The 20,520-nt window shown below is 63.8% G+C and carries 18 protein-coding genes; 1 reads left to right on the forward strand and 17 read right to left on the reverse strand.

Annotated features, from left to right (window positions below; translation table 11 throughout):
• Positions 1 to 3: 3 nt before the first annotated feature.
• The 7 genes from BM151_RS17130 to BM151_RS17160 form a co-directional block, all read right to left on the reverse strand.
• A complete protein-coding gene (locus BM151_RS17130; protein ID WP_090061963.1) occupies positions 4 to 873 on the reverse strand; it encodes a branched-chain amino acid ABC transporter permease in 870 nt (289 codons plus the stop codon).
• Between the two features lie 54 nt (positions 874 to 927).
• Positions 928 to 2,100: an ABC transporter substrate-binding protein gene (locus BM151_RS17135; protein WP_090061964.1), complete on the reverse strand. Its 1,173-nt coding sequence runs from the start codon at positions 2,098 to 2,100 to the stop codon at positions 928 to 930.
• Positions 2,101 to 2,364: 264 nt separating this feature from the next.
• Entirely contained in the window at positions 2,365 to 3,261 is an 897-nt protein-coding gene (locus BM151_RS17140) for a LysR substrate-binding domain-containing protein (RefSeq protein ID WP_090061965.1), read from the reverse strand.
• A gap of 22 nt (positions 3,262 to 3,283) precedes the next feature.
• On the reverse strand, positions 3,284 to 4,132 hold the full coding sequence (locus BM151_RS17145; RefSeq protein WP_090061966.1) for an alpha/beta fold hydrolase: 849 nt from the start codon (positions 4,130 to 4,132) through the stop codon (positions 3,284 to 3,286).
• Positions 4,129 to 4,518 carry a hypothetical protein gene (locus BM151_RS17150; RefSeq protein ID WP_090061967.1) on the reverse strand — a complete coding sequence of 130 codons (390 nt, stop codon included), beginning with the start codon at positions 4,516 to 4,518 and terminating at the stop codon, positions 4,129 to 4,131. The genes BM151_RS17145 and BM151_RS17150 overlap by 4 nt, the downstream gene beginning before the upstream one ends.
• Positions 4,519 to 4,528: 10 nt before the next feature.
• Positions 4,529 to 5,719, reverse strand: coding sequence for a muconate/chloromuconate family cycloisomerase (locus BM151_RS17155; protein WP_090061968.1), 1,191 nt, complete (start codon positions 5,717 to 5,719; stop codon positions 4,529 to 4,531).
• A 122-nt stretch (positions 5,720 to 5,841) separates the two neighbouring features.
• Positions 5,842 to 6,711, reverse strand: coding sequence for a dioxygenase family protein (locus tag BM151_RS17160; RefSeq protein ID WP_090061969.1), 870 nt, complete (start codon positions 6,709 to 6,711; stop codon positions 5,842 to 5,844).
• Positions 6,712 to 7,101: 390 nt separating this feature from the next.
• Between BM151_RS17160 and BM151_RS17165 the strand changes: the two genes are divergently transcribed.
• Positions 7,102 to 8,505, forward strand: coding sequence for a dihydrolipoyl dehydrogenase (locus tag BM151_RS17165; RefSeq protein WP_090062004.1), 1,404 nt, complete (start codon positions 7,102 to 7,104; stop codon positions 8,503 to 8,505).
• A 234-nt stretch (positions 8,506 to 8,739) separates the two neighbouring features.
• Here BM151_RS17165 and BM151_RS17170 read toward each other — a convergent pair whose 3' ends face one another.
• From BM151_RS17170 to BM151_RS17215, 10 genes are all read right to left on the reverse strand, one after another.
• Positions 8,740 to 9,081: a flavin reductase family protein gene (locus BM151_RS17170; RefSeq protein ID WP_342714589.1), complete on the reverse strand. Its 342-nt coding sequence runs from the start codon at positions 9,079 to 9,081 to the stop codon at positions 8,740 to 8,742.
• A 412-nt stretch (positions 9,082 to 9,493) separates the two neighbouring features.
• On the reverse strand, positions 9,494 to 10,531 hold the full coding sequence (locus tag BM151_RS17175; protein ID WP_090061970.1) for a zinc-dependent alcohol dehydrogenase family protein: 1,038 nt from the start codon (positions 10,529 to 10,531) through the stop codon (positions 9,494 to 9,496).
• A gap of 287 nt (positions 10,532 to 10,818) precedes the next feature.
• Positions 10,819 to 11,829, reverse strand: a complete 1,011-nt coding sequence (locus tag BM151_RS17180; protein ID WP_090061971.1) for an AraC family transcriptional regulator — start codon at positions 11,827 to 11,829, stop codon at positions 10,819 to 10,821.
• A 264-nt stretch (positions 11,830 to 12,093) separates the two neighbouring features.
• Positions 12,094 to 13,494, reverse strand: a complete 1,401-nt coding sequence (locus tag BM151_RS17185; protein ID WP_090061972.1) for a TRAP transporter large permease — start codon at positions 13,492 to 13,494, stop codon at positions 12,094 to 12,096.
• A 10-nt stretch (positions 13,495 to 13,504) separates the two neighbouring features.
• A complete protein-coding gene (locus tag BM151_RS17190; protein WP_090061973.1) occupies positions 13,505 to 14,137 on the reverse strand; it encodes a TRAP transporter small permease subunit in 633 nt (210 codons plus the stop codon).
• Positions 14,138 to 14,216: 79 nt separating this feature from the next.
• Entirely contained in the window at positions 14,217 to 15,227 is a 1,011-nt protein-coding gene (locus BM151_RS17195) for a C4-dicarboxylate TRAP transporter substrate-binding protein (protein WP_090062005.1), read from the reverse strand.
• A 144-nt stretch (positions 15,228 to 15,371) separates the two neighbouring features.
• Entirely contained in the window at positions 15,372 to 16,703 is a 1,332-nt protein-coding gene (locus BM151_RS17200; RefSeq protein ID WP_090061974.1) for a sigma-54-dependent transcriptional regulator, read from the reverse strand.
• On the reverse strand, positions 16,700 to 18,463 hold the full coding sequence (locus BM151_RS17205; RefSeq protein ID WP_090061975.1) for a sensor histidine kinase: 1,764 nt from the start codon (positions 18,461 to 18,463) through the stop codon (positions 16,700 to 16,702). The genes BM151_RS17200 and BM151_RS17205 overlap by 4 nt, the downstream gene beginning before the upstream one ends.
• Positions 18,464 to 18,612: 149 nt before the next feature.
• A complete protein-coding gene (locus BM151_RS17210) occupies positions 18,613 to 19,404 on the reverse strand; it encodes a ferredoxin--NADP reductase (RefSeq protein ID WP_090061976.1) in 792 nt (263 codons plus the stop codon).
• A gap of 22 nt (positions 19,405 to 19,426) precedes the next feature.
• Entirely contained in the window at positions 19,427 to 20,488 is a 1,062-nt protein-coding gene (locus BM151_RS17215; protein WP_090061977.1) for an aromatic ring-hydroxylating dioxygenase subunit alpha, read from the reverse strand.
• Between the last annotated feature and the right edge of the window lie 32 nt (positions 20,489 to 20,520).

Here is a 20,520-nt window from a genome sequence, read left to right on the forward strand (position 1 = left end):
GGATCAACCTTTCGCCGGGAAGAGGCCCATGGGACGGATCACCAGGACCGCCGCCAAGAGCGCGTAGATGAGAACGGAGGCCAGCTGCGGGGCCAAGACGGCGCCGAAGGTCTGCACGAAGCCAAAGATCAGGGAGCCGGCGATGGCGCCTTGCAGCGAGCCGAGCCCGCCGATGACGATGACGATCAGCGTCGGGATCAGGATCTGCAGCCCCATGTCGGGAGTGACGCTCAAGAGCGGCGCGGCCACGGCACCCGCCAGACCGGCCAGCGCGCAGCCGACACAGAAGACGATGAAGAACAGCCGTTCCACGTTGATGCCGAGACAGGCGGCCATGGCGTCATTGTCGACGCCGGCGCGGATCATCGCGCCGATCTGGGTGCGTTTGAGCACCATCGCGAGTGCCGTGAAGATCGCGAGGCCCAAAGCGATGATGAACAGGCGATAGACCGGGTAGCCGATGCCAAACACCGACACCCGCCCGTCCAGCAATGCTGGCAGCTCGATGGCCAGCGCGATGTCGCCCCAGACGATGCGAGTCAGATCGAGCAAAGCAAAGATCAGCCCGAAGGTGACAAGCACCTGCGCCATCGGCCCGCTTTTGCGCATCCGCCGGATCAGTCCGGAATAGAGCAGGATGCCCAGGCCCGCCACCGCGACGGGGGCCAGAAAGAACCCGGTCCAATACCCGCCCACCGTGGCGGCTGCGGCGGCGACATAGGCGCCCAGAGCATAGAGCGAGCCATGGGCAAGATTGACGAAATGCATCAGCCCGAAAATCACGGTGAGACCGATGGACAGGAGAAACAGGAGCATGGAGAGCTGCAACGCGTTGAGCGTCTGCAATGCCCAGAAACCGGGGTCGAGAGACATGGGATCAGGTCCTTGATTGTTGGTCCGGCAGGCGATGCCCGCCGGGCTGTCGCATCAGTTCGAGACGGGCGCCATGGCGCAGCCGTTGAGCGGATCGGCACTGGCGGGCAATTCGGCCAGAACCTTTTGGCTCAGCCCGAATTCGCCCGGGACGGTCTCGTAGACATAGATCGGCTGCACGATGTTGTTGGTGGCCGGATCGATCGACAGCGTGCCGCGCGGCCCGTCGAAATGCACCTGACGCAGCGCATTGGCGAGGCTGTCGCGATCGCTGGCACCGGTCTTCGTGGCCTCGATCAGGGCGCGGGCGGCATCGAACCCCTGCACCGCGTATTCCGAGGGGATGCGACCGGTCTTTTGCAAAAAGGCCGAGACGAAAGCGGCATTTTCCGGGTTGTCGATGGTCGGCACGTAATGCAGCGCGGTGATCACCCCTTCGGCGGCGGGGCCTTCGGCGTTCACATAGAGCGGCGAGGTCAGGAACCCCGAGCCGAAGAGCGGCAGGTCGGCCTTGAGCCCGAAACTGTCATATTGCTTGACGAAGGAAATCGCCTCGCCGCCGGCGTAGAAGACATAGACCGCCTCGGCGCCGCTGGCCTTGGCCTTGGCCAGGAACGGCCCGAAATCCTGGGTCTTCTGGAACGGGGTGAATTCCTGGCCGACGATCTCGCCACCGGCGGCGGTGAAGGTCTCGGTGAAGCCGTCGATCATCTGACGCCCGGCGGCATAATCGGGGGCGAGGGTGAAGACCTTGGTGATGCCCTGATCGAACAACCATGTGCCCATCGGGCGGTTCACTTGCCCGTTCGAGAACGACATGCGGGTGATGAAGGGCGAGCAATGCGCCCCGGTGGCCTCGTCATTGCCGGCATTGGCGACAATCAGCGGCACGCCCGCGCCATCGATGAGATCGCGCACCGCGCCCAGAACGCCCGAGCTGACGATGCCGGCCATGACATCGACCTTGTCCTGCAAGATGAGCTTTTTCGCCTTGGCCAGCGCCACCGGCGGTTTCACCTCGGTGTCCTCGCGCATCAGGCTGAAAGTGGCCTCTGTCTCGCTGCCGTATTCCTCGAGCGCCAGTTCGAAGCCGGCCTCGATATCATTGCCAAGCGCGGCATAGACGCCAGAGAAAGGCAGCAGAAGCCCGACCTTCACCTCTTCGGCGGATGCGGGCATGCTGAGGACTGTGGCGAGCCCAAGGGCCGCCAGAATGGTGGTTTTCATGATGTTCCTCCCTGTGTCACCGGCCCCCTCCTCGGGGCTGGTCCGTCTGGGGCCGCGACAGTCATTTCCTGCGCGGTGTTCTCCCCGGTGTGCGTTGGGCCGTCGTCGGCGGGCTGTTCCTGCCGCCGGCAACAAAGACCTTCCGCAGAGACTGCGGCTCAGGGCGTGTGAAGTCGAGACGGCTCAGGGTATCGCCTCATATCCGTTCGGTTGCTCTGGAGAGCGCCTCGAAGAGCATTACGGAGCGCCGTTTTGACGCGGATGCTATGAGGCGCGGCGGGTGAACTGTTGCAGCAGGGTGAAGAAATTCACCACCTGTGGCTTGCGGTTGTCGAGCCGGGCATGGGCCGTGAGGCTGGTGCCGGGATTGTGGCCCTCGTAGCTGCGATAGGTGACGCCGGAGCGCGGCGAATGCGACACGCTCTCGGGCACCATGGCCAGTCCGACCCCGACGGAGACCAGTGAAATCGCGGTCTGGTAATCCTGTGCGAAGACCTGTTCTTGCGGGGAAAATCCCTCTTCGGCACAGACATGGAGGATGAAATCCGCGAAAGACGGGCGCGGCCGGCGCGGGTAGAGCACGAACGTCTCCGCCGCCAGATCACGCAGGGCAATGGGGCTGGTTGTTCTGGCATGGGGCGAGCCATCGGGCAGGGCCAGAATGAGCGGTTCGTGAAACAGCCGGGCGGAGCGCAGTTCTTCGGCGGCGGCCAGATGTGGGCGCGCCACGGCGATGTCGATGTCGCGCTGGATCAGCGCGCGCTCCAGCTCGGCATTGTTCATCGAGGAGAGCGAAAGATCCACATCGGGATAATGCGAGCGGAAGGATTTGATCAGGGTCGGCAGCGGGCCATGTGTGGCCGAGCCGACAAAGGCGATCCTGAGCCGTCCGGCGCCGCCTTTGCCAATCAGCGTGGCCTCGCGATAGGCGCTGTCGAGATCGGTGAGAATGTCGCGTGCCCGGTCCAGAAGCACCTCGCCCGCGTCGGTGAGGCGGACCTGATTGCGGCTGCGGTCAAAGAGTTTGACGCCGAGCTGGTCCTCGAGCGCCGCGATCTGCCGCGACAGCGGCGGTTGGGCCATGCCGAGACGTGCGGCGGCGCGGCCGAAGTGCAATTCTTCGGCCACGGCGATGAAGTATTTCAGACGTTTGAATTCCAAGAGAGGCCCTCAGAGGCCGCCCTCAGCCCATTTTCGCGAGTGCCTCGACGAAATGCGGACGGAAGGTGGCGGGGTTTTCGCTCATCGGAAAATGCCCGATCCCGTCCATCACGGCAAGGGTCGCGCCGGGGATCTGATCGGCGGTGCGTTTCGCGTCCTCGGGCGTGCAGGTCATGTCATAGGTGCCGACCATGATATGCAGCGGTTTCTCGGAGGTGTCGATGCCGCCCAGTTTGCCGACGAGGCTGTCGTCCTTGGTGTAGAAATTCAGATCGCCCCGGAACACGCCCGGGCCGGATTGCATGAACATCCACTGGGTGTTCCAACGTTCGGCTTTCGGCCCCTGCGGTGCGATATTGGCCGACACGAGCGCCGCGCCCATCTCGCCGCCATGAGCATCGGGGCGGTGGAACCAGTCAATGTCATACCAGGCCGGTTGGAAATCCGAGGCCTCGATGGCGATGAAGCCCTTGAACGGCTCCGGGTTATTGAGCGCCAGTTGCAGCGCGATGCGCCCGCCCATGGAACAGCCGGCGTAGATCGGGTTCTCGAGCGCCAGTGCCTCGACCAGTTTCAGCACGGTCTCGACATAGACCTCGGTGGTCAGAAGATATTCCTCTTCCTCGAACCCCTCGGGCGGCAGGCTCTTGCCGTGCCAGGGCATGTCGGGGGCGATGAAACGGTGGTTCGCGGTCAGCTCCGCATCGTTCATGATGTGGCGCCACTGGCGGCTGTCGGCACCGGCGGTGTGGAAACAGATCACCGGCTGGCCCTGACCGGCCTCTTCGACATAGACGCGGTAGCTGCGGCCCTGGACTTCGATGGTGACATAGCGACCGATGATCGGTTCGTAAGCGGGTTGCGCGCTCATGCTGCGGCCTCCTCTTGGCGGCCAAGCGCCATGAATTCCTTGAAGAAACGCAGGTTTTTCACCAGCACGAGAATGTCGCCCTCGATCCGGCCGCGCCCGGTTTTGACAAAGCCGAAAATGTCGTGGAAGGAGGGCTCCGGGACCGGTGCCCAGAATTTGCCGAGCGCCTCGCCATCGGTGCGGATCGCAAACCGCCAAGGGGTCTGGCGGCTCGGCCCTTCGGTCACGCGTTCCAATTCCCCGCGGTGAAAGGCGAGGTAATATTCGTTGCCGTCGATCTCGATCAGGACGGTTTCGGAAAACAGCGCGCCGAGCCGCTTGAGATGCGGTTTCTCGGCCAGCTTCCGGCCCATGTCCTCGAAACGGACACGCAGATCACTTGTCATGGTAGGTCCTTCAGTCTTTGCGGGCGTATCTGTCGATCAGGTCGAGATCGGGCGTCACGCCCAACCCCGGACCCTCCGGCAGATGCACCTCGAAATTCTCGTATCTGAGCCCGTCGCGGCAGAGATCCTCGATCAGGATCTTGGGGCCGAAATGTTCGGTGCCCCATTCGAGTGCCGGCAGGGTGGCGAAAGCATGCAGATGCGCCGCGGCCCCGACCGAGCTTTCCAGCAGGCAACCGCCGTAGAGCTGCACGCCCGCGGCCTGCGCCACACCGGCGACCTGTTTGAGCTGATGTACACCACCGTGTTTGCACAGTTTCAGCGACAGAACGGAGCCAGCACCGCGGGCGCAGCCGTCAAAGGCCTCGTCCAGCGTGAACACGCCCTCATCCATCATGATCGGGATCGGCGAACGGGCAGAGATGCGCGCCATGGCAGCCATCTGGCCGGCGGGCAGCGGTTGCTCGACCAGGCTGACACCAAGGTCCGCAAGACGCGGCAGATAGCGGATGAAATCGGCTTCCGACCAGCCCTGATTGACATCGGCGATGATATCGGTGCCGGGGGGCAGCGCCTTTTGCAGCGCCGCCAGACGGTCGAGATCGGTTTTCGGATCGGCAAAGCCAAGCTTGATCTTGAAGCGGTTGAACCAGCCTTTCTCGATCATGCCCTGGGCCTCTTCGACCTCCTGGGCGGCATCACCCGAGGCCAAGGCCCAAATCGCGGAAAAGGACGTGCGCCGCGCGCCACCAAGAAGCACATGTGCGGGCACGCCAAGGCTTTTGCCGGTGGCATCGAGAAGCGCCGTGTCGAGCGCGGATTTCGCGGCGTAATTGCGTTTGCAGGCGCGGGCCATCTCGCCGGCGGCCGCTTCCAGAAGACAGGCCGGTTTGCCGATCAGCGCCGGCGCGAGATAGGTGTCGATATTGGCCTTGATCGCTTCGACGCTCTCTTCGGCCCAACGCGGACCGCCCAGGGTGGAGGCTTCGCCCCAGCCCTCGACACCGTTTTCGAGCGTGACGCGGACGAAGACGTAGCCCTGATAGCTGATGGAGGTGTTCGACAGCTTGTGCTTGCGCCGGGTCGGTGCCTCGAGAATCCACGAGGTCACGGCGCGGATGCGGGTCGCTTCCTGCAGCGTATCGTGAGGCGTGTCTTGGGGAAGGCCGGTGAGCGATTGTGCGGTAAGGGGCGTGTTCATGGCAGTTCCCATATTTGAAGTCATGGGAACGGCACGGGGGAGCGCGCCGTTCCCTGGGAGGAGGGGGCGTGGCCCCGTCCATGGTTTATCCAGATCACTCGGCGGTGATCATTCGGTGCCGATCACTCGGCGGCGACGCTCTCGATCAGCGCGTTGTCGCGGATCACGAAGTCGAAAGTCATCACCATGTCGGTGTCGGCGCCTTCGGGGGCCGGTTTCATCTCGCCGATCAGATCCTCTTTCACGGCAAAGACGCTGTCATTGTCGAGATATTCGGTGGTGCTGTCGTAGATCTGCGAAATCAGGGTCTTGTAGCCGTCCTTCATGATCATGAAGTGGACGTGACCGGGGCGCCATGGGTGGTGACCCATGTATTTCAGAAGCTCACCGGCGGCCCCGTCATAGGGGATCGGATAGGGCACCGGACGGATCGCGACGAATTCGTATTCGCCATTCTCGTCGGTGAGGAAACGACCGCGCAGGTTGAAGTCCGGCTGATCCGGGTCCTGCTGTTCATAAAGACCGTTCGGGGCATCTTCCCAGACATCCATGGTCACGCCCGGCACCGGGTTGCCATCGGTGTCGCGGATCGTGCCGGAAACGCGGACGGTTTCCTGACCTTCGAAGTCTTTCTGGATGATCGAGGCGCCTTTCGGCAGAACCGGCGGGTTCTCGCGATAAAACGGCCCGAGCACCGTCGAGATGGTCTCGTTATGGGTCGGTTTCTTGTCGAGCATATCGGCCAGAACCTCGACGCCGATGATGTCGGAAATCAGAATGAATTCGTTGCGCGCGTCGCTGGAAATCTCGCCGGCGCGGCGCATCCATTCCATGGCCTCCAACCATTCGTCATAGGTCAGATTGACCTCTTTCATGAACTCATGGACGTGCTTGAGCGCCGCCTTCATGATTTCCATGTTGCGTGCAGGAATATCCGAATCCATCGATTTGATGACGGCGTCGGTGATGTTTTCGATCGTGATGTTGCGCATGGCGACTCCTCCCGTTTGTCTGTCTGCCGGGCAAATTGGGGATGCCCTCGCCCTTTCTCAATGCCTCACCGGATATCCCATGATACCTCAAAGGTATCTCCGATCCGATATTCCGAATTTCAAAGGTAATATTGAGCGGAACATTCTCAAGCATTCCAAGGCGCTGCGCCATGTGACACGGGGGCCCGGCCGTGATCCGGACGCGGGCGGGAATTTCCGGAAAATACCGCGGGGCGTTCGCTCCGCGGCACCGAGACCGGACGGGGCAGCTGCGTCGTATCGTCTTTCGGCGTCCTGCGCGCGATTTTCGCGCGATCTTTGCTTCGGCCTTGCCCGACAAGGCGCTATAACCATACATAAATCTTAAGGTATTCGGAAAGGATGGGGATCATGGCACGGAAAGTCGACGTCGCGATCATCGGGGCCGGCAGCGCCGGAGTAACCGCGCTCTACACGCTTCTCAGGGCGAAGAAATCCGTCGTGCTGATCAACAGCGGACCGGAAGGCACAACCTGTGCCCGTGTCGGCTGCATGCCGTCGAAAGCGCTGATCGAAACGGCCTCGCTCTATCACAACCGGGGCCGGCAGGAGATGTTCGGCCTGCGCGGCACGGAACATCTGAGCGTCGATGGCCCGGCGGTGATGGCGCGGGTGCGGGCGATACGGGACCAGCTGGTCGGCGGTTTCATCACCCGGACCCACAAACATCTCGACGAGACCCAGTTCATCGACGGGCACGCGAAAATCCTCGCCCCCGATTGTGTCGAGGTGAACGGCGAGAAAATCACCTGCGATGCTATCCTCATCGCGACCGGCTCCGCGCCGATCCTGCCGCCGCCGTTCCGGGCCTTGGGCGACGCGCTTTTGACCACCGACACGCTGTTCGAGGAACCGGATCTGCCGAAATCCCTGGCCGTGGTCGGGCTCGGGGTGATCGGTTGCGAAATCGGTCAGGCCATGGGGCGTCTGGGCGTCGAGGTGCACGGGTTCGATGCCGCACCGGTGATTGCCGGGATCAAGGACCCGGTGGTGGCCGAGGCCGCCGCAGAGTGGCTCGGCCGCGACATGGCGATCACCACGGGCACCCTGGTGGAGCCGCGGCGCGAAGCGGACGGATCCGTGACGATTCAGGCCGGAGAGAAAAGCGTCACCGTCGAACGGGTCCTGGCGAGCATCGGACGGCGCCCGAATATCGACGGGCTCGGGCTCGAAAACCTGGGCGTCGCGCTGGATGATCATGGCATGCCGGCCTATGACCCGGAGACGCTGCAGATTGGCGATCTGCCGGTCTATTTCACCGGGGATGTGAATGCGGACCGGCCATTGCTGCACGAGGCCAAGGACGAGGGCAAGATCGCGGCGCTGAACATCATTGCCGGCACGCGCACAGCGTTCCGCCGGCGGGTGCCACTGGGCGTGGCCTTCACCGCGCCGCAGATCGCCACGGTTGGGGCGGGTTTCGACACGCTCGATCCGGAGGTCACCGCGGTGGGCAAGGCCTCGGCCCAGAACAATGGCCGCTCCAAGGTCAAGGCCGAGCTCGCCGGTATGATCCGCATCTATGCCGACAAGAGCAGTCTCAAGCTTCTGGGCGCCACGCTGGCGATTTCCGATGGCGAGCATATGGCGCATTGGCTGGCGCTGGCGATCGAGCAGGGGATGACGATCGATGCCTGTCTCGAGACGCCCTTCTATCACCCGGTGCTGGAAGAGACGCTGCAGGACGCGTTGATGGATTGTCTGGCGAATTCCGGGCACAAGCTGCCGCATCCGCCCGGTCTTACTCCTGTCTGATACCTGCCTGACACCTTTCTGACCCCGGCGAGATGCAGGGGGATATCGGGGGGATGGCGGGAGGATGAGGGGAGCGCTTGCCGCGGCCGGTCAGGCCGTGGCGAGGAGCTTCTGGAATTGCCCGCAATGGAACAGCAGCGGCGGCAGATCACCATTGCGATGGATATGACGCACATGTCCGAGGATCATCGTGTGGTCGCCCGCGGGGACTTCACTGACCACATCGGTCAGGATCTAAACGGTGGCCCCCGGCACCACGGGCATGCCGTCTCGCGGCGCCAGAAGCGCACTGAGATCCGGGTTGTGGCGGCCGGCGAAATGCAGCGCCACATCGTGCATGCCCTCGGCCAGGATATTCACCTCATAACGTCCCGATCTGCGAATTTTCGACAGCATCCTTGCAGCGTTGTTGAGAGAGATCGCGATCAGCGGCGGGTCGAGCGAGACCGACATGAACGCATTCGCGGTCATGCCATGCGCCTCCTCGTCATCCGGTGTCGTGATGATGGTCACCCCGGTCGCGAATTGCTCGCAGGCCTCGCGCAGGGCTTTGCCGTCAATGGTGAGATCCGTCATCATACCTTTCTGTCACTGCGGATTGGTCGAGCAGCATGTGCCCGGCCAGAAGATCGTGCATGGCCGGGTTGCCATGGAGCGCGCCAAGCCGAGGGACGCGATTCTGAAACCCGTGGGGGAGCATGCCCCGAAAGCGCGGTATCGCGCTCGGAGAGCACGGGGGGAGCGCCTGTGTCGTGCCGGGGGAGCTCTGCGGGAAAACGGTTTGAGGGGATGTCGTCTTGGATGTCCTGTTTACGGACAGAGAACCAAGGCGAGGGTGTCCGGCTCAGGGAGCGACTCTGCCAAGGCGCGCGGTTCCTCTGGCCCCCGGGGCAGGGAGATGGACGATGCCGACGGCTCGTTTCGACGCGCAAAGGCGGTTTCCCGGCCAGAACCATCTGTCCCGGCCGGGAGGGCTTGGTGGGGTGGATCAGGCGGTGAGAATGATCTTCATCGCCTTCTCGCGCGCGGCATTGCCGAAGATCTCATAGGCCTCCATGATCTCGTCGAGCTTGAGCCGGTGGGTCACAAGCTTCGCCGGGTCGACCTTGCCGGAGTTCAGGGTTTTCAACAGCATCGGCGTGGTGTTGGTGCTGACCAGACCCATCGAGATGTTGATATTCTTGATCCAGAGCTCTTCGATATGCAGCTCGACCGGTTTGCCATGCACACCGACGTTGGCGATCGAGCCGCCGGCGGAGACGATTTTTTGACAGGTGTCGAAGGTCGCGGGCACACCCACCGCCTCGATCGCCACATCGACGCCGAGACCGCCGGTCATCTTCATGATCTCCTCGACCACATCGTCCTCGCCGACCTGCAGTGTGTCGGTGGCGCCGAATTGTTTGGCGAGCTCGAGCCGCGCCGGGTCCATGTCGATCATCACGATCCGGCCCGGGGAATAGAATTGCGCCGTCAGCAGCACCGACATGCCGACCGGGCCGGCGCCGATGATCGCCACCGTGTCACCGGGTTTGACATTGCCATATTGCACGCCGATCTCGAGACCGGTCGGCATGATGTCGGACAGCATCACCAACGCCTCTTCATCGGCGCCTTCCGGGATCGGATAGAGCGAGTTGTCGCCATGCGGGATGCGGACATATTCGGCCTGGGTGCCGTCGATCAGGTGACCCAAAATCCAGCCGCCGTCGGAACAATGTGCATAGAGCTGGCGCTTGCAATTGGCGCATTTGCCGCAAGAGGTGACGCAGGAGATCAGCACCGGATCGCCCGGCTTGAAATTCTGTACCGCATCACCCACGGCCTCGACGATGCCGACGCCCTCATGGCCGAGCGTCCGGCCCGGGGTGACGGCGGGCACATCGCCCTTGAGGATATGCAGATCGGTGCCGCAGATCGTGGTCTTGGTCACCTTGACGATGACATCGGTGGGTTTCTCGATCCCGGGTTTGTCCTTTTCGGTCCAAACCTTCTCGCCGGGGCCTTGGTAGACAAGCGCTTTCATGACGGGTCTCCTCCTGAAACGTTTTGCGTGTTTGCTGTGAGGCGAGGGTGGGCCTCGCGTCAGCTCAGAAACCTAGACGCCCGGTGCCGAAAGGGTAGACCGTGGCATACCGCCTCCTGTTCCGGAGCGGAAATTCCTGTTCGAAACCGGAAGGCAAAGACGCTGCAGCGCCGAAACCGAGGTGGATCGGGCGACGAGGCGCTGGTCAGATAAATTGATATGTTATATCGTAACCATTCCAAAAATGATGACGCGCCATTCTGCCCGGGGCGCTTGCGGGAGAGGGGTTACAATCGACCGCTGCGCAGGGTCTGGGCCGGGGTCTCGCCGAAGCGTTGACGATAGCGCGCTGTCATGGCGCCGAGATTGACATAGCCGCGGGCCCGCGCGATCGCGCTCACCGTCTCGCCGGGGCGGGCCTGTTGCAGGGCGCGGCGCAGACCGTCGAGCCGCTGGGCGCTCAGGAAATCATGCGGGGTGATGCCGCGGAACCGCCGAAAGCCTTCGGACAGGCTGCGCCCGGTGATGCCGAGCTGGCCGGCGATCTCGGCCACGGTCGGGGCATCCTGCGCCGTCATCCGCATCAGCCGTTCGGCCTCGCGCACGTAATGCGGCGCCGCCGCCCGCGCCCCGGTGTCGAGATTGAGTCCGGCGCTCCCCGCCCAGTTGCGCAACAGATCGAGACAGATCATCTCTTCGATGCGTTTCTCGGTCAGCGGATCGCCGATTCGGTCGTTCCGGGCATCGAGCGAGCGGGTGGCATAGTCCAGCAGCGACAGCCAGGCCGACTGCCCGCTGCCGAAGACCAGACGCTGCCGCCACAGATCGTCCTCGGGCACGAAGCCGTACCAGCGCGCCGCGGTCTCCTCCATCAGCTTGTGCGGGATCGTCAGATTGAGTTGCAGATCATGGCCATCGGCGAGGTTCCAGTAATCGGTGCGGCTGCAATCCACGACGTAGCTGTCGCCGGGGCGGCTGTCGATCGCGTCATTGCCGCCCAAAGGATGCCGGACCGAGCCGCGCAAGGTGTTGACGACGATGATATTGCCGCTGTCCGGGTCGAAATCATCGGCCCGTGTCGGCGTGCCGAAACAGAAGCGGCTGAAAGTGATGCGACCGATGTTGAGCATCCGGATCGTCGCGTTCGGGTCCATGCCGCGGGTCAGCGGTCGGGTCGACAGCGGCATATAGGCCCGGTGGCAAAACGCGTTCACCACCGACCATTCGCGTGTATCGTTGAGCTTGTCCTGAAGCAGCGGCGTGCCGCTGCCGTCTTGCAAAAGCGCCGTTTCCAACATCGCGGGGTCCTCCCAGTCCTGCGCGCGCCTTCCCGGGGCCTGCGGCTTCGGGTGGGGACTGTTGTGACCGTAACTCTGCCCAAACCCGGTCTCTACGGCAAGGGGCTTGATGACAGTTTGATTGCACCAACGGCTCGACCAGGTGCCCGTTTCCGCGCGCCCGGCCCCGGCTCGGGGAGGAGCGGGGCCGGGAGAATGTTACGAAGGGGGACCGTCGCAGTCTCCTGTCGCAGTGTCCTGTCGCAGTGTCCTTTCGTGGCGTGATCAGGCCTGCATCGGCAGCCAGAGCACGATCATCGGGAAGGCCACCAGAAGGGCAATGGTGATCGCATCGGCGATGAAGAACGGCGTCACGCCCTTGAACACATCCTGCACCGAAAGATCCTCACGCACGCCGGCGACGACGAAACAGTTGAGGCCGATCGGCGGGGTGATCAGGCAGAACTCGGCCATTTTCACCACCAGAATGCCGAACCAGACCGCACACATCGGCCCCGACATGCCAAAGGTCGCATCGGCGGCCGAGACACCTTCGCCGCCGTTCAGCGCCATCACCGCCGGGTAGACCACCGGCAGGGTCAGGAGCAGCATGCCGATGGCATCCATGAACATGCCCAGAACCGCATAGGCCAGAAGGATACAGACCAGGATCAGCATCGGCGACATGGTGAGCGAGGTCAGCCAGTCGGCGAAGGCCCCCGGCAGGTCGGCAAAACCCAGAAACCGGACATAGATCAGCACGCCCCAGATGATGGTGAAGATCATCACCGAAAGCTTCGCGGTTTCCAGAAGCGCATCGCGGAACTCGCCCCAGCGCATGCCCTTGTAGGCGGCCATCAGGAAGACGACGAAGGCGCCGATCGCCCCGCCTTCGGTCGGCGTGCCCCAGGCCTCGCCGCCAAACGGGTTGTAGACGAACAGCACGATGGTCAGCACCACAACGAGGATCGGTGCGGCGGGCGGCAGCGCCTCGAACCGCTCTTTCCAGGAGAACCCGCCGACGGCCGGGCCGAACCCCTTGATCGAGACCGACAGGCCGATGATCAGAAGCGCATAGACCACGGCGGAGAACATCCCCGGCAGGAAGCCCGCGAGCAGGAGCTTGCCGACATCCTGCTCGACGATGATCGCGTAGATCACCAGAATCGTCGACGGCGGAATGAGCGAGGCCAAGGTGCCGCCCGCGGCCACCACGCCCGCGGCGAATTTCTTGTTATAGCCGGTTTCGATCATCTCCGGGATGGCGATCCGGGCAAACACCGCCGAGGTGGCGATCGAGGCGCCGGACACGGCGGCAAAGCCTGCGGTGGCAAAGACCGTCGCGACGGCAAGCCCTCCCGGCACCCAGGCGATCCAGCGTTTCGCGGCGGTGAACAGCGCTTTCGTCAGCCCGGCGTAATAGGCCAGATAGCCGATCAGGATGAAGGTCGGAATGAGCGACAGCGCCTGGGATGAGACTTTCGAATGCGGCACCTGTCCGGCGGTCTTGACCGCCACGGTGAGCGCCCAGCCGAAATCCTCCGGGTCATAGCCCTTTTTCGCCCAGAAAATCCAGATCAGGCCGATCATGCCCGCGAGGCCGGCGGCAAAGGCCACCCGCATGCCCAAAATGACCATGAGCAAGAGACCGCCAGAGACGATCAGGCCAATTTCAATCGAGTCCATTTTCGTCCCCTCAGTCGTCTTTGCCGGAGACGTGTTCCGCCTCCATCGCCGCCTGTGCGGCCATATCGAGCGGCAGCGGCACCGCCACCGGATGGGCCGTGCCCGTGGCGATCGCCCGGCCATAGCCGACGATCTGCAGCGCCAGCCGCAGGGTCAGAACGCCGAAGGCCACCGGCGCCAGAAGCTTGGCGGGCCAGAGCGGCAGGCTGATGTCCATCGAACTGTCCCGGCTCCACAGCGGTGCTGCGAAATCGAAACTGCGCTGGAAATGCGCCCAGGTGCCCCAGACCATCAGCACTATGAACAGGAACATGGCAGTTGTGGTGATCAACTCGGCGACATAGAGCGGCCGACCCTTGAGGGCGCCCACGACCATGTCCATGCGCACATGGCCGCCGTTGCGCTGGGTATAGGAAATCCCCATGAAGGCGATGAGTGGCATGGCCTGTTGAATCCAGTCGACATAGCCGGGCAGCGGCTGATTGAAGAAATTGCGCCCGCCGACGGAGATCACCGCCAGAAGCATCAGCCCGAAAACCGTCAGCCCGCTCAACAGCGCCAGCAGCAGTTCTATTTTGTGAAGGCCCTGATCGAGCCGGCTCAGCCGGCTGTTATCGGTCAGGACTGTGGCCGTTCCCGCCATCTCTCATCCCCTCAGTCTGTCAACGCCGAAAACCCCGCCCCGCGCGCGGGCGGGACGGGTTCGGTTCGTATCGTTCGGCTTATTTCGACGCGGCGACGGTCTCGATCACCAGATCGTAGAGTTCTTGTGCCGGCAGGCCGCGCTTGGTGTTCTCGGCGACCCAGGCCTCGGCCGCGGGCGTCGCGGCGGCGGCTTTGAACGCCTCGATATCGGCATCGGAGAAGGTCACCTGTTCGATGTTCTTCTCTTCGATCAGTGGCCCCCATTTGGCCATGGTCTGATCGTTGTAGAAGTCGATGTAATATTGCATCGCCTCATCCACAGAGCTGTCGAGCGCGGCGCGCTCTTCATCCGTCAGGCTGTCATAGGCATCGATATTGACCACCACCGGGCAGTTCACAGCCCCCGGGTTGAGGTTGGTGGTCCACCAGGTGGCAATCTCGGCGGTGCCAAAGGACATATGCGCGTGCGGCGCAAAGGCGGCGGCGCGGATCACGCCGCTGTCCATCGCCTGGCGCACCTCGGTGGCGGACATCGAGGTCGGCACGGCGCCGGAGGCCGCCATGGCCGCGCCGATGCCGCCCGTGGCGCGCACGGTCAGGCCCTTGAAGTCGTCAATGGTTTTCGGCGCATCGCCGACACCGGCGAGGTTGTATTGCGGCAAGGGCGTCGGCATCAGCAGCTTGGCGTTCCAGCGCGCCAGATCCTTGACCGTGGCCGGATGGTTGTAGACCGCCATGGCGACGTCACGCTCGAGCTCGAGACTGTCGATCCCCAGAAACGGCAGTTCCAGCACGGTGATCGACGGGTTCTTGTCCGGGTGATAGCCGGCGCAGAATTGTGCCATCTCGAAAGCGCCGATGGAAATCCCGTCGAGATTCTCGGTGTTCTTCGACAAGCCGCCATAGGAAATGTTCATGGTGAACTCGCCATTGGTCTTTTCCGAAACCAGTTCCGCGAGTTTCTCGACATTCTCGGTGAAGGCGCGGCGCTTGCCCCAGAGCGAGACATTCCATTCGGTTGCCATCGCTTCGGTTGCAAACCCCACGCAAAGCGCGGCCATGGCCGCACGGCCCAAAATCTTGTTCATGATGTCCTCCCAAGACATGTTTTGATCTGTCCGGGGGAAGTATGACCGGCGGTCTGGCCCCTGCCTATGAAGGAAATCGCGCGCGTTCGGGGTCTGGCCCTGCGGATTTCCGCAGGGCTGCGAGGAGGCGACAACGGCGCGTGCTTACAACAGGGCATCCTTGTTGAGGCCCAGCTTGACGATCTTCTCGTTGAGCGTCCGGCGCCCGATGCCGAGCGCCTCGGCCACCGCATCCATGCGCCCCTCATGCGCCCGAAGCGCCCGTCCGATCACTTCGCGCTCGAAAACCGCCACCGCCTCGCGCAGCGTGTCCGGCACGTCGTCGAGGTGATCGGCGCGCAGGGCGGCGGCGACCGAAGCCTGCCCCCGCCGCATCCTCAGCACGAAACGTTCCGCGACATTGCGCAGCTCGCGGACATTGCCGGGCCAGCCATGGCTCATCAGCGCCGCGAGATCCTCGGCAGAGGGTTCCGGCACCTCGAGTTCATAGATCCGGGCAAATTCGCCGCAGAAATGGGTGAACAGCAACAGGATGTCATCGCGCCGCTCGCGCAGGGTCGGCAGGCTCAGGCTCATCGTGTTCAGACGATGCAGGAAATCGAGCCGGAGCTGACCGGCCTCCACGGCGGCCTCCGGGTCTTCGTTGGTGGCCGAGATCACCCGAAACGCCAGCCTGCGCGGGCGACTGCTGCCGACCGGGGTGATCTCGCGCTGTTCCAGCACCCGCAACAGCATCGCCTGCACCGGCAAGGGACAGGCACAGACCTCATCGAGAAACAGCGTGCCACCATCGGCGGCGGCCAGTTTGCCCTGTGGTCCGCCCTCGGCGCCGAACATCTCGCGCTCGAACCCCTCGGGGGTGAGCGTTGCACAGTTGAACGCCACGAAAGGCCCCTCGGCATGCGGACCGAGATCGTGAAGGGCCCGGGCCAGCACATCCTTGCCGGTGCCGGTTTCGCCGACCAGAAGCACCGAGGCCGGGCTTTCCGAGAGGCTCAGCACCTCTTCGCGCACCGCCCGTGCTGCCGCGCTTTGCCCGAGAAACAGCTTGTCGAGCCCCGAGAGATCGCGCAGCCGGGCCTTCAGCCGCTCGGTGCGCTGATGCAACCGGTGCTGCGCCCCGGCATGCGACAGGATGGTCAGGAGGCGGCGCGGCTCATAGGGTTTCTCGACAAAGGAATAGGCGCCGTCCTGCATCGCCTGTACCGCCGTGGCGATGTCGCCATGGGCGGAGATCAGCACCAGAGGCGGCGCCTCCGGGGGCAGGGTGGCCAGAAGCTCCAGCCCCGACATGCCCGGCATGCGCACATCCGAGAGGATCACGTCCGGCACCATCTCCGGCAATTTCTCCGCCACCTGATCGGCGCGCGACAGGGCTTCGGCCTCGTGGCCCGCCGCTTCGAGCAGATCGACCAGAGAGCTGCGCATCGCCTTGTCGTCATCGACCACCAGAATGCGCAAAGCGGCCTCATTCATGGCTCGTCCTCCCCTGTTGTCGCCGCCAGCGGCAATTCCACCCGGAACACCGCGCCCGAGCCGGGCGCATCGGTATCCGTGCCGCCATTGCGGGCCTCGATCCGCCCGCCGTGCTCGCGCACAATACTGGCGGAAATCGCCAGGCCAAGCCCCATGCCCTGTCCCGAGGCGCGACGGGTGACAAAAGGTTCCTGCAACTCGTCGAGTGTCGCCGCACCGAGCCCGTGGCCGGTATCGCGCAGCTCGAACCAGCCGATGTCCTCGCCCTGCGCGTTGCGCGCGGTGCCCACCGCGATGTCGAGCCGGGGATCGATCTCGTCTTCCATGGCGTCCACCGCATTGCGCAGAAGATTGGTCATCACCTGTTCGATGCGGAGTTTCGAGCCTTTGACCACGGCAGGGGGGAGCGCGCGGGCGCGCGACAGGGCCACCCCCGACAGCTCAAGGTTGGGCGAGACCAGCGCCAGCGCCTCATCCATCGCCAGATCGAGGTCGACGGGTTCCAACCCGCGCTGGCCGGGGCGGGCGAAGAAGCGCAATTGCCGGGTGATGCCCTCCATCCGCTCGGTCAGCCCCGAGAGCCGCGCCAGCAGCGAGGGGTCGGACCGACCGCCGATCTCGGCCGCGGCAATGTGATTTTTCAACGCGGCGATCGGCTGACCCAGCTCATGGGTCACCGAGGCCGACAGCTCTCCCAGCGCGGCCAGACGCGAGGCCTGTTCGAGCTCCTTCTGTGTGCGCTGCAGACGCCGCTCGGCGGCACGGCGCTCTTCGATTTCCACGGCCAGCCGGTCATTGGCCTCGCGCAATTCCGCCTCCTCCGCCTCGGAACGTCTGAGCGCCGCGCCGATCCGTTCGGTGCGCCGGACCTGAAACAGGATGAACACGCCGGCGGCCAGCCCGAGCGCCAGCGCGGTGACCAGCCAGCTCAGGGTGATGACCCGCTCGCGACCGGCAAAGTAATGCAGGCTCCAGCCATGCGGCAGATCGGTGCTGCTCAGATGGATCACCTCTTCGCCATTGATCCGGGCGGCGCCATTGTCCCGCGACTGCCAATCCAGCGGGCGCAGCTCGGCGCCGCTGAATTGCCGGTCGCGGTCGATGCGCTCGCGTTCCCCCTGGTTCAGGGGCCGTAAGAGCCGATAGCGCCAGCTTTCATCCGAGGCCAGCAACACCACGCCCTCGCCATTGGCCAGAAGCACCTGTTCACCGCCATCGCGCCAGGCCGCTTCGAGCGCGGTGAGGTCGAGCTTGATGGCGATCACGCCGGTGAGCGCCCCGGTGCCGTCGCGGACCGGCTCGGAAATGAAATACCCCGGCAGACCGGTGGTCGAGCCGATGCCGTAAAACCGTCCCTCACGCCCCTCGATCGCATCGCGCACATAGGGGCGGAAGGCGTAATTGTGGCCGATGAAGCTCAGCGCAGTCCCGGCGTTCGAGGCCGAGATGGTCTCGCCATCCGGGGCCATGAGGTAGATCGCGTCCACGCCCGAGCGGTTTGCGAAATCGCGTAACCGGGCATTGAGCACATCCCGATCTCCGCCGCTTGCCGTGTTCTGCACATAGGGATCATGGGCCAGCACATAAGGCAGGTGGGAAAACCGCTCCAGTTCCGAGGTGACGGTCGAGCGGTAGAGCGACAAACGGCCCGTCGCCTTGGCGATCTCCTGGGCGGTGAAATAGAGCGCCGAGATCTGAAACAGCAGGACAAGCGCAATCAGACCGCCGAACAATGCGAAAAACCAATGGCGCCGTTTCATTCTGCCTCCCCTCACCTCGCCCGCACTATGTTGCGGCAGGGGCACGAAGACCAGACCAAATGAGGCCAGAACAAATGAGGCCTGGGGGCCGGCGAGGGGAACGCGCCCCGTCCCATGGGGCGGCATTTCCTGTCTCGGGCCGGGGCGTTTCAGTCGAGAAAGGCCTTTTCGACCACATATTCCGCCGGCGCGGCATTGGAGCCTTCGCGCAGACCAGCGTCCTCACAGATCGCCATGATGTCCTTGTTCAGAGCGAGATTGCCGCAGACCATGACGCGGTCGTTCTCCGGGGTCCAGGCGGGCAGGCCGAGATGGCGGAATACCCGGCCGTCGCGCAGGTGATCGCTGATCCGGCCCTCGATCGCCGAGGGCTCGCGCGTGGTGGTCGGGTAATAGTGCAATTTTCCGGCGACCAATTCGCCGATCAACGGATCTTCGGGCAGGGCTTCGACCAGTCTGCGGCCATAGCTCAACTCGCTGCCCGTGCGACAGGTATGGGCCAGCACGACGCTGTCGAACCGCTCCCAGGTCTCCGGGTCGCGCAGGATCGACGCGAAAGGCGCAACCCCCGTGCCGGTGCAAATCAGCCAGAGCCGTTTGCCGGGGAGGAGCGCATCATGCACCAGCGTGCCCACCGGTTTCGGACGCAGGATCACCTCGTCGCCTGGCGCGATCTTTTGCAGCCTCGAGGTCAGTGGCCCGTCGGCCACCTTGATCGAATAGAATTCGAGCTCCTCATCCCAGGAGGGCGAGGCAATTGAATAGGCGCGCATGATCGGCCGGCCATTGTCGCCCGGCAGCCCGATCATCACGAATTCGCCGGAGCGGAACCGAAGGCTCTGCGGCCGGGTCAGGCGAAAGGAAAACAGCGTGTCGGTCCAATGGGTGACATCGGTCACGGTCTGGGTGTCAGGCGCGCGTGCGGCGGCGACTGTTGTCATGGTTCTCTCCTGAATCGGGTCTTCAGCGGGGTGTCCGCTGCGCCTTGGCGGCGGCGAGGAAGGGCCGGGCCCAGGCCTCATCCGGTGTGACGTCGGAATTCTCGGCGGCAAGCTCGGCGAGGATCTTGCGATATTCCACCGTCATCCGGTCGGCGCGGGTGTGCATCTCGGTCTGGATGTCGAGCGGGAATTCCGGCCGGACCCCGGCGAGAAGCTCCTTGTCCTCGGCCTGAATGCGCCGGTCGAGATCGATGATGCCCGCGACCTTCTCGGCATCGGGAGCGTCGTTGCGGGCGATGAACTGGCAAAACAGCGTATGGCTGTCATCGACGGGCGTCGCGGTCTTGTAGAGCACATGCCTGAGCCCGTTCTCATATTCCATCACGTCCTTGTACATGAAGGGCTGCACCAGTTTCGAATTGGTCACCCGGATCGTGTACTCGCCGGTCAGCCCGGTGTTCTTGCGCAGCGCCTCGGTGACCCGGGCGCGATAGCTGATCCGGGCCGAGAGATCATGGCCGTCGCGCTGAATCTCGAAGCTTTCGAATTGCGAGGCGTTGCTGTCGCCGATCGTGTTGCGGTGGGTCCAGGCGACATGGGAAATGTCGAGCGCATTGTCGATCACCCGCGGCGCTGAGGTGTCCCAGAGCTCCATCATCTCGTGAATGAGGGTAAAGCCGCCCTCTTCCAGCTCGGGCAGGATCGGGATGTCCTCGCGCGGCATGCCGACACAGAGCCAGATCAGCCCGTATTTCTCCTCGACCAGCATCGGCAGGGTGCGGGCGCGCGGCGGGATCGGCTTGTCCGGGTCGTTCTGCGGGATACGGGTGCAGGCGCCCGACCCGTCGAAAGCCCAGCCATGATATGGGCAAACGATATTGCCGTCCTCGACCCAGCCCTGCGACAGCCGCGCGGCGCGATGCGGGCATTCGTCGACGGCACAGGCCATCTTGCCATCCGCGGCCCGCCAGATCACGTAATTGTCGCTCAACAGCCGCACCGCTTTCGGCGCATCGGTCAGCTCAGTGCTATAGGCGACCGGATACCAGTAATCGCGCAGGGCGGGAATTTCGCTGACATACATTGTCGTGTCCTTTCTCTGTTTCGGGCCGCTTT

It is taken from the genome of Celeribacter neptunius, from assembly GCF_900113955.1.
Taxonomy (GTDB): Bacteria; Pseudomonadota; Alphaproteobacteria; order Rhodobacterales; family Rhodobacteraceae; genus Celeribacter; species Celeribacter neptunius.

What these genes read in the sequence shown, in the direction of transcription:
- BM151_RS17170 (WP_342714589.1), bottom strand. Translation starts at nt 9,081, where the DNA reads ATGACGGATCTCACCATTGACGGCAAAGCCCTGCGCGAGGCCTGCGAG.
- BM151_RS17190 (WP_090061973.1), bottom strand. Translation starts at nt 14,137, where the DNA reads ATGGCGGGAACGGCCACAGTCCTGACCGATAACAGCCGGCTGAGCCGG.
- BM151_RS17205 (WP_090061975.1), bottom strand. Translation starts at nt 18,463, where the DNA reads ATGAAACGGCGCCATTGGTTTTTCGCATTGTTCGGCGGTCTGATTGCG.
- BM151_RS17135 (WP_090061964.1), bottom strand. Translation starts at nt 2,100, where the DNA reads ATGAAAACCACCATTCTGGCGGCCCTTGGGCTCGCCACAGTCCTCAGC.
- BM151_RS17130 (WP_090061963.1), bottom strand. Translation starts at nt 873, where the DNA reads ATGTCTCTCGACCCCGGTTTCTGGGCATTGCAGACGCTCAACGCGTTG.
- BM151_RS17165 (WP_090062004.1), top strand. Translation starts at nt 7,102, where the DNA reads ATGGCACGGAAAGTCGACGTCGCGATCATCGGGGCCGGCAGCGCCGGA.
- BM151_RS17210 (WP_090061976.1), bottom strand. Translation starts at nt 19,404, where the DNA reads ATGACAACAGTCGCCGCCGCACGCGCGCCTGACACCCAGACCGTGACC.
- BM151_RS17150 (WP_090061967.1), bottom strand. Translation starts at nt 4,518, where the DNA reads ATGACAAGTGATCTGCGTGTCCGTTTCGAGGACATGGGCCGGAAGCTG.
- BM151_RS17175 (WP_090061970.1), bottom strand. Translation starts at nt 10,531, where the DNA reads ATGAAAGCGCTTGTCTACCAAGGCCCCGGCGAGAAGGTTTGGACCGAA.
- BM151_RS17200 (WP_090061974.1), bottom strand. Translation starts at nt 16,703, where the DNA reads ATGAATGAGGCCGCTTTGCGCATTCTGGTGGTCGATGACGACAAGGCG.
- BM151_RS17160 (WP_090061969.1), bottom strand. Translation starts at nt 6,711, where the DNA reads ATGCGCAACATCACGATCGAAAACATCACCGACGCCGTCATCAAATCG.
- BM151_RS17180 (WP_090061971.1), bottom strand. Translation starts at nt 11,829, where the DNA reads ATGTTGGAAACGGCGCTTTTGCAAGACGGCAGCGGCACGCCGCTGCTT.
- BM151_RS17195 (WP_090062005.1), bottom strand. Translation starts at nt 15,227, where the DNA reads ATGAACAAGATTTTGGGCCGTGCGGCCATGGCCGCGCTTTGCGTGGGG.
- BM151_RS17155 (WP_090061968.1), bottom strand. Translation starts at nt 5,719, where the DNA reads ATGAACACGCCCCTTACCGCACAATCGCTCACCGGCCTTCCCCAAGAC.
- BM151_RS17185 (WP_090061972.1), bottom strand. Translation starts at nt 13,494, where the DNA reads ATGGACTCGATTGAAATTGGCCTGATCGTCTCTGGCGGTCTCTTGCTC.
- BM151_RS17145 (WP_090061966.1), bottom strand. Translation starts at nt 4,132, where the DNA reads ATGAGCGCGCAACCCGCTTACGAACCGATCATCGGTCGCTATGTCACC.
- BM151_RS17215 (WP_090061977.1), bottom strand. Translation starts at nt 20,488, where the DNA reads ATGTATGTCAGCGAAATTCCCGCCCTGCGCGATTACTGGTATCCGGTC.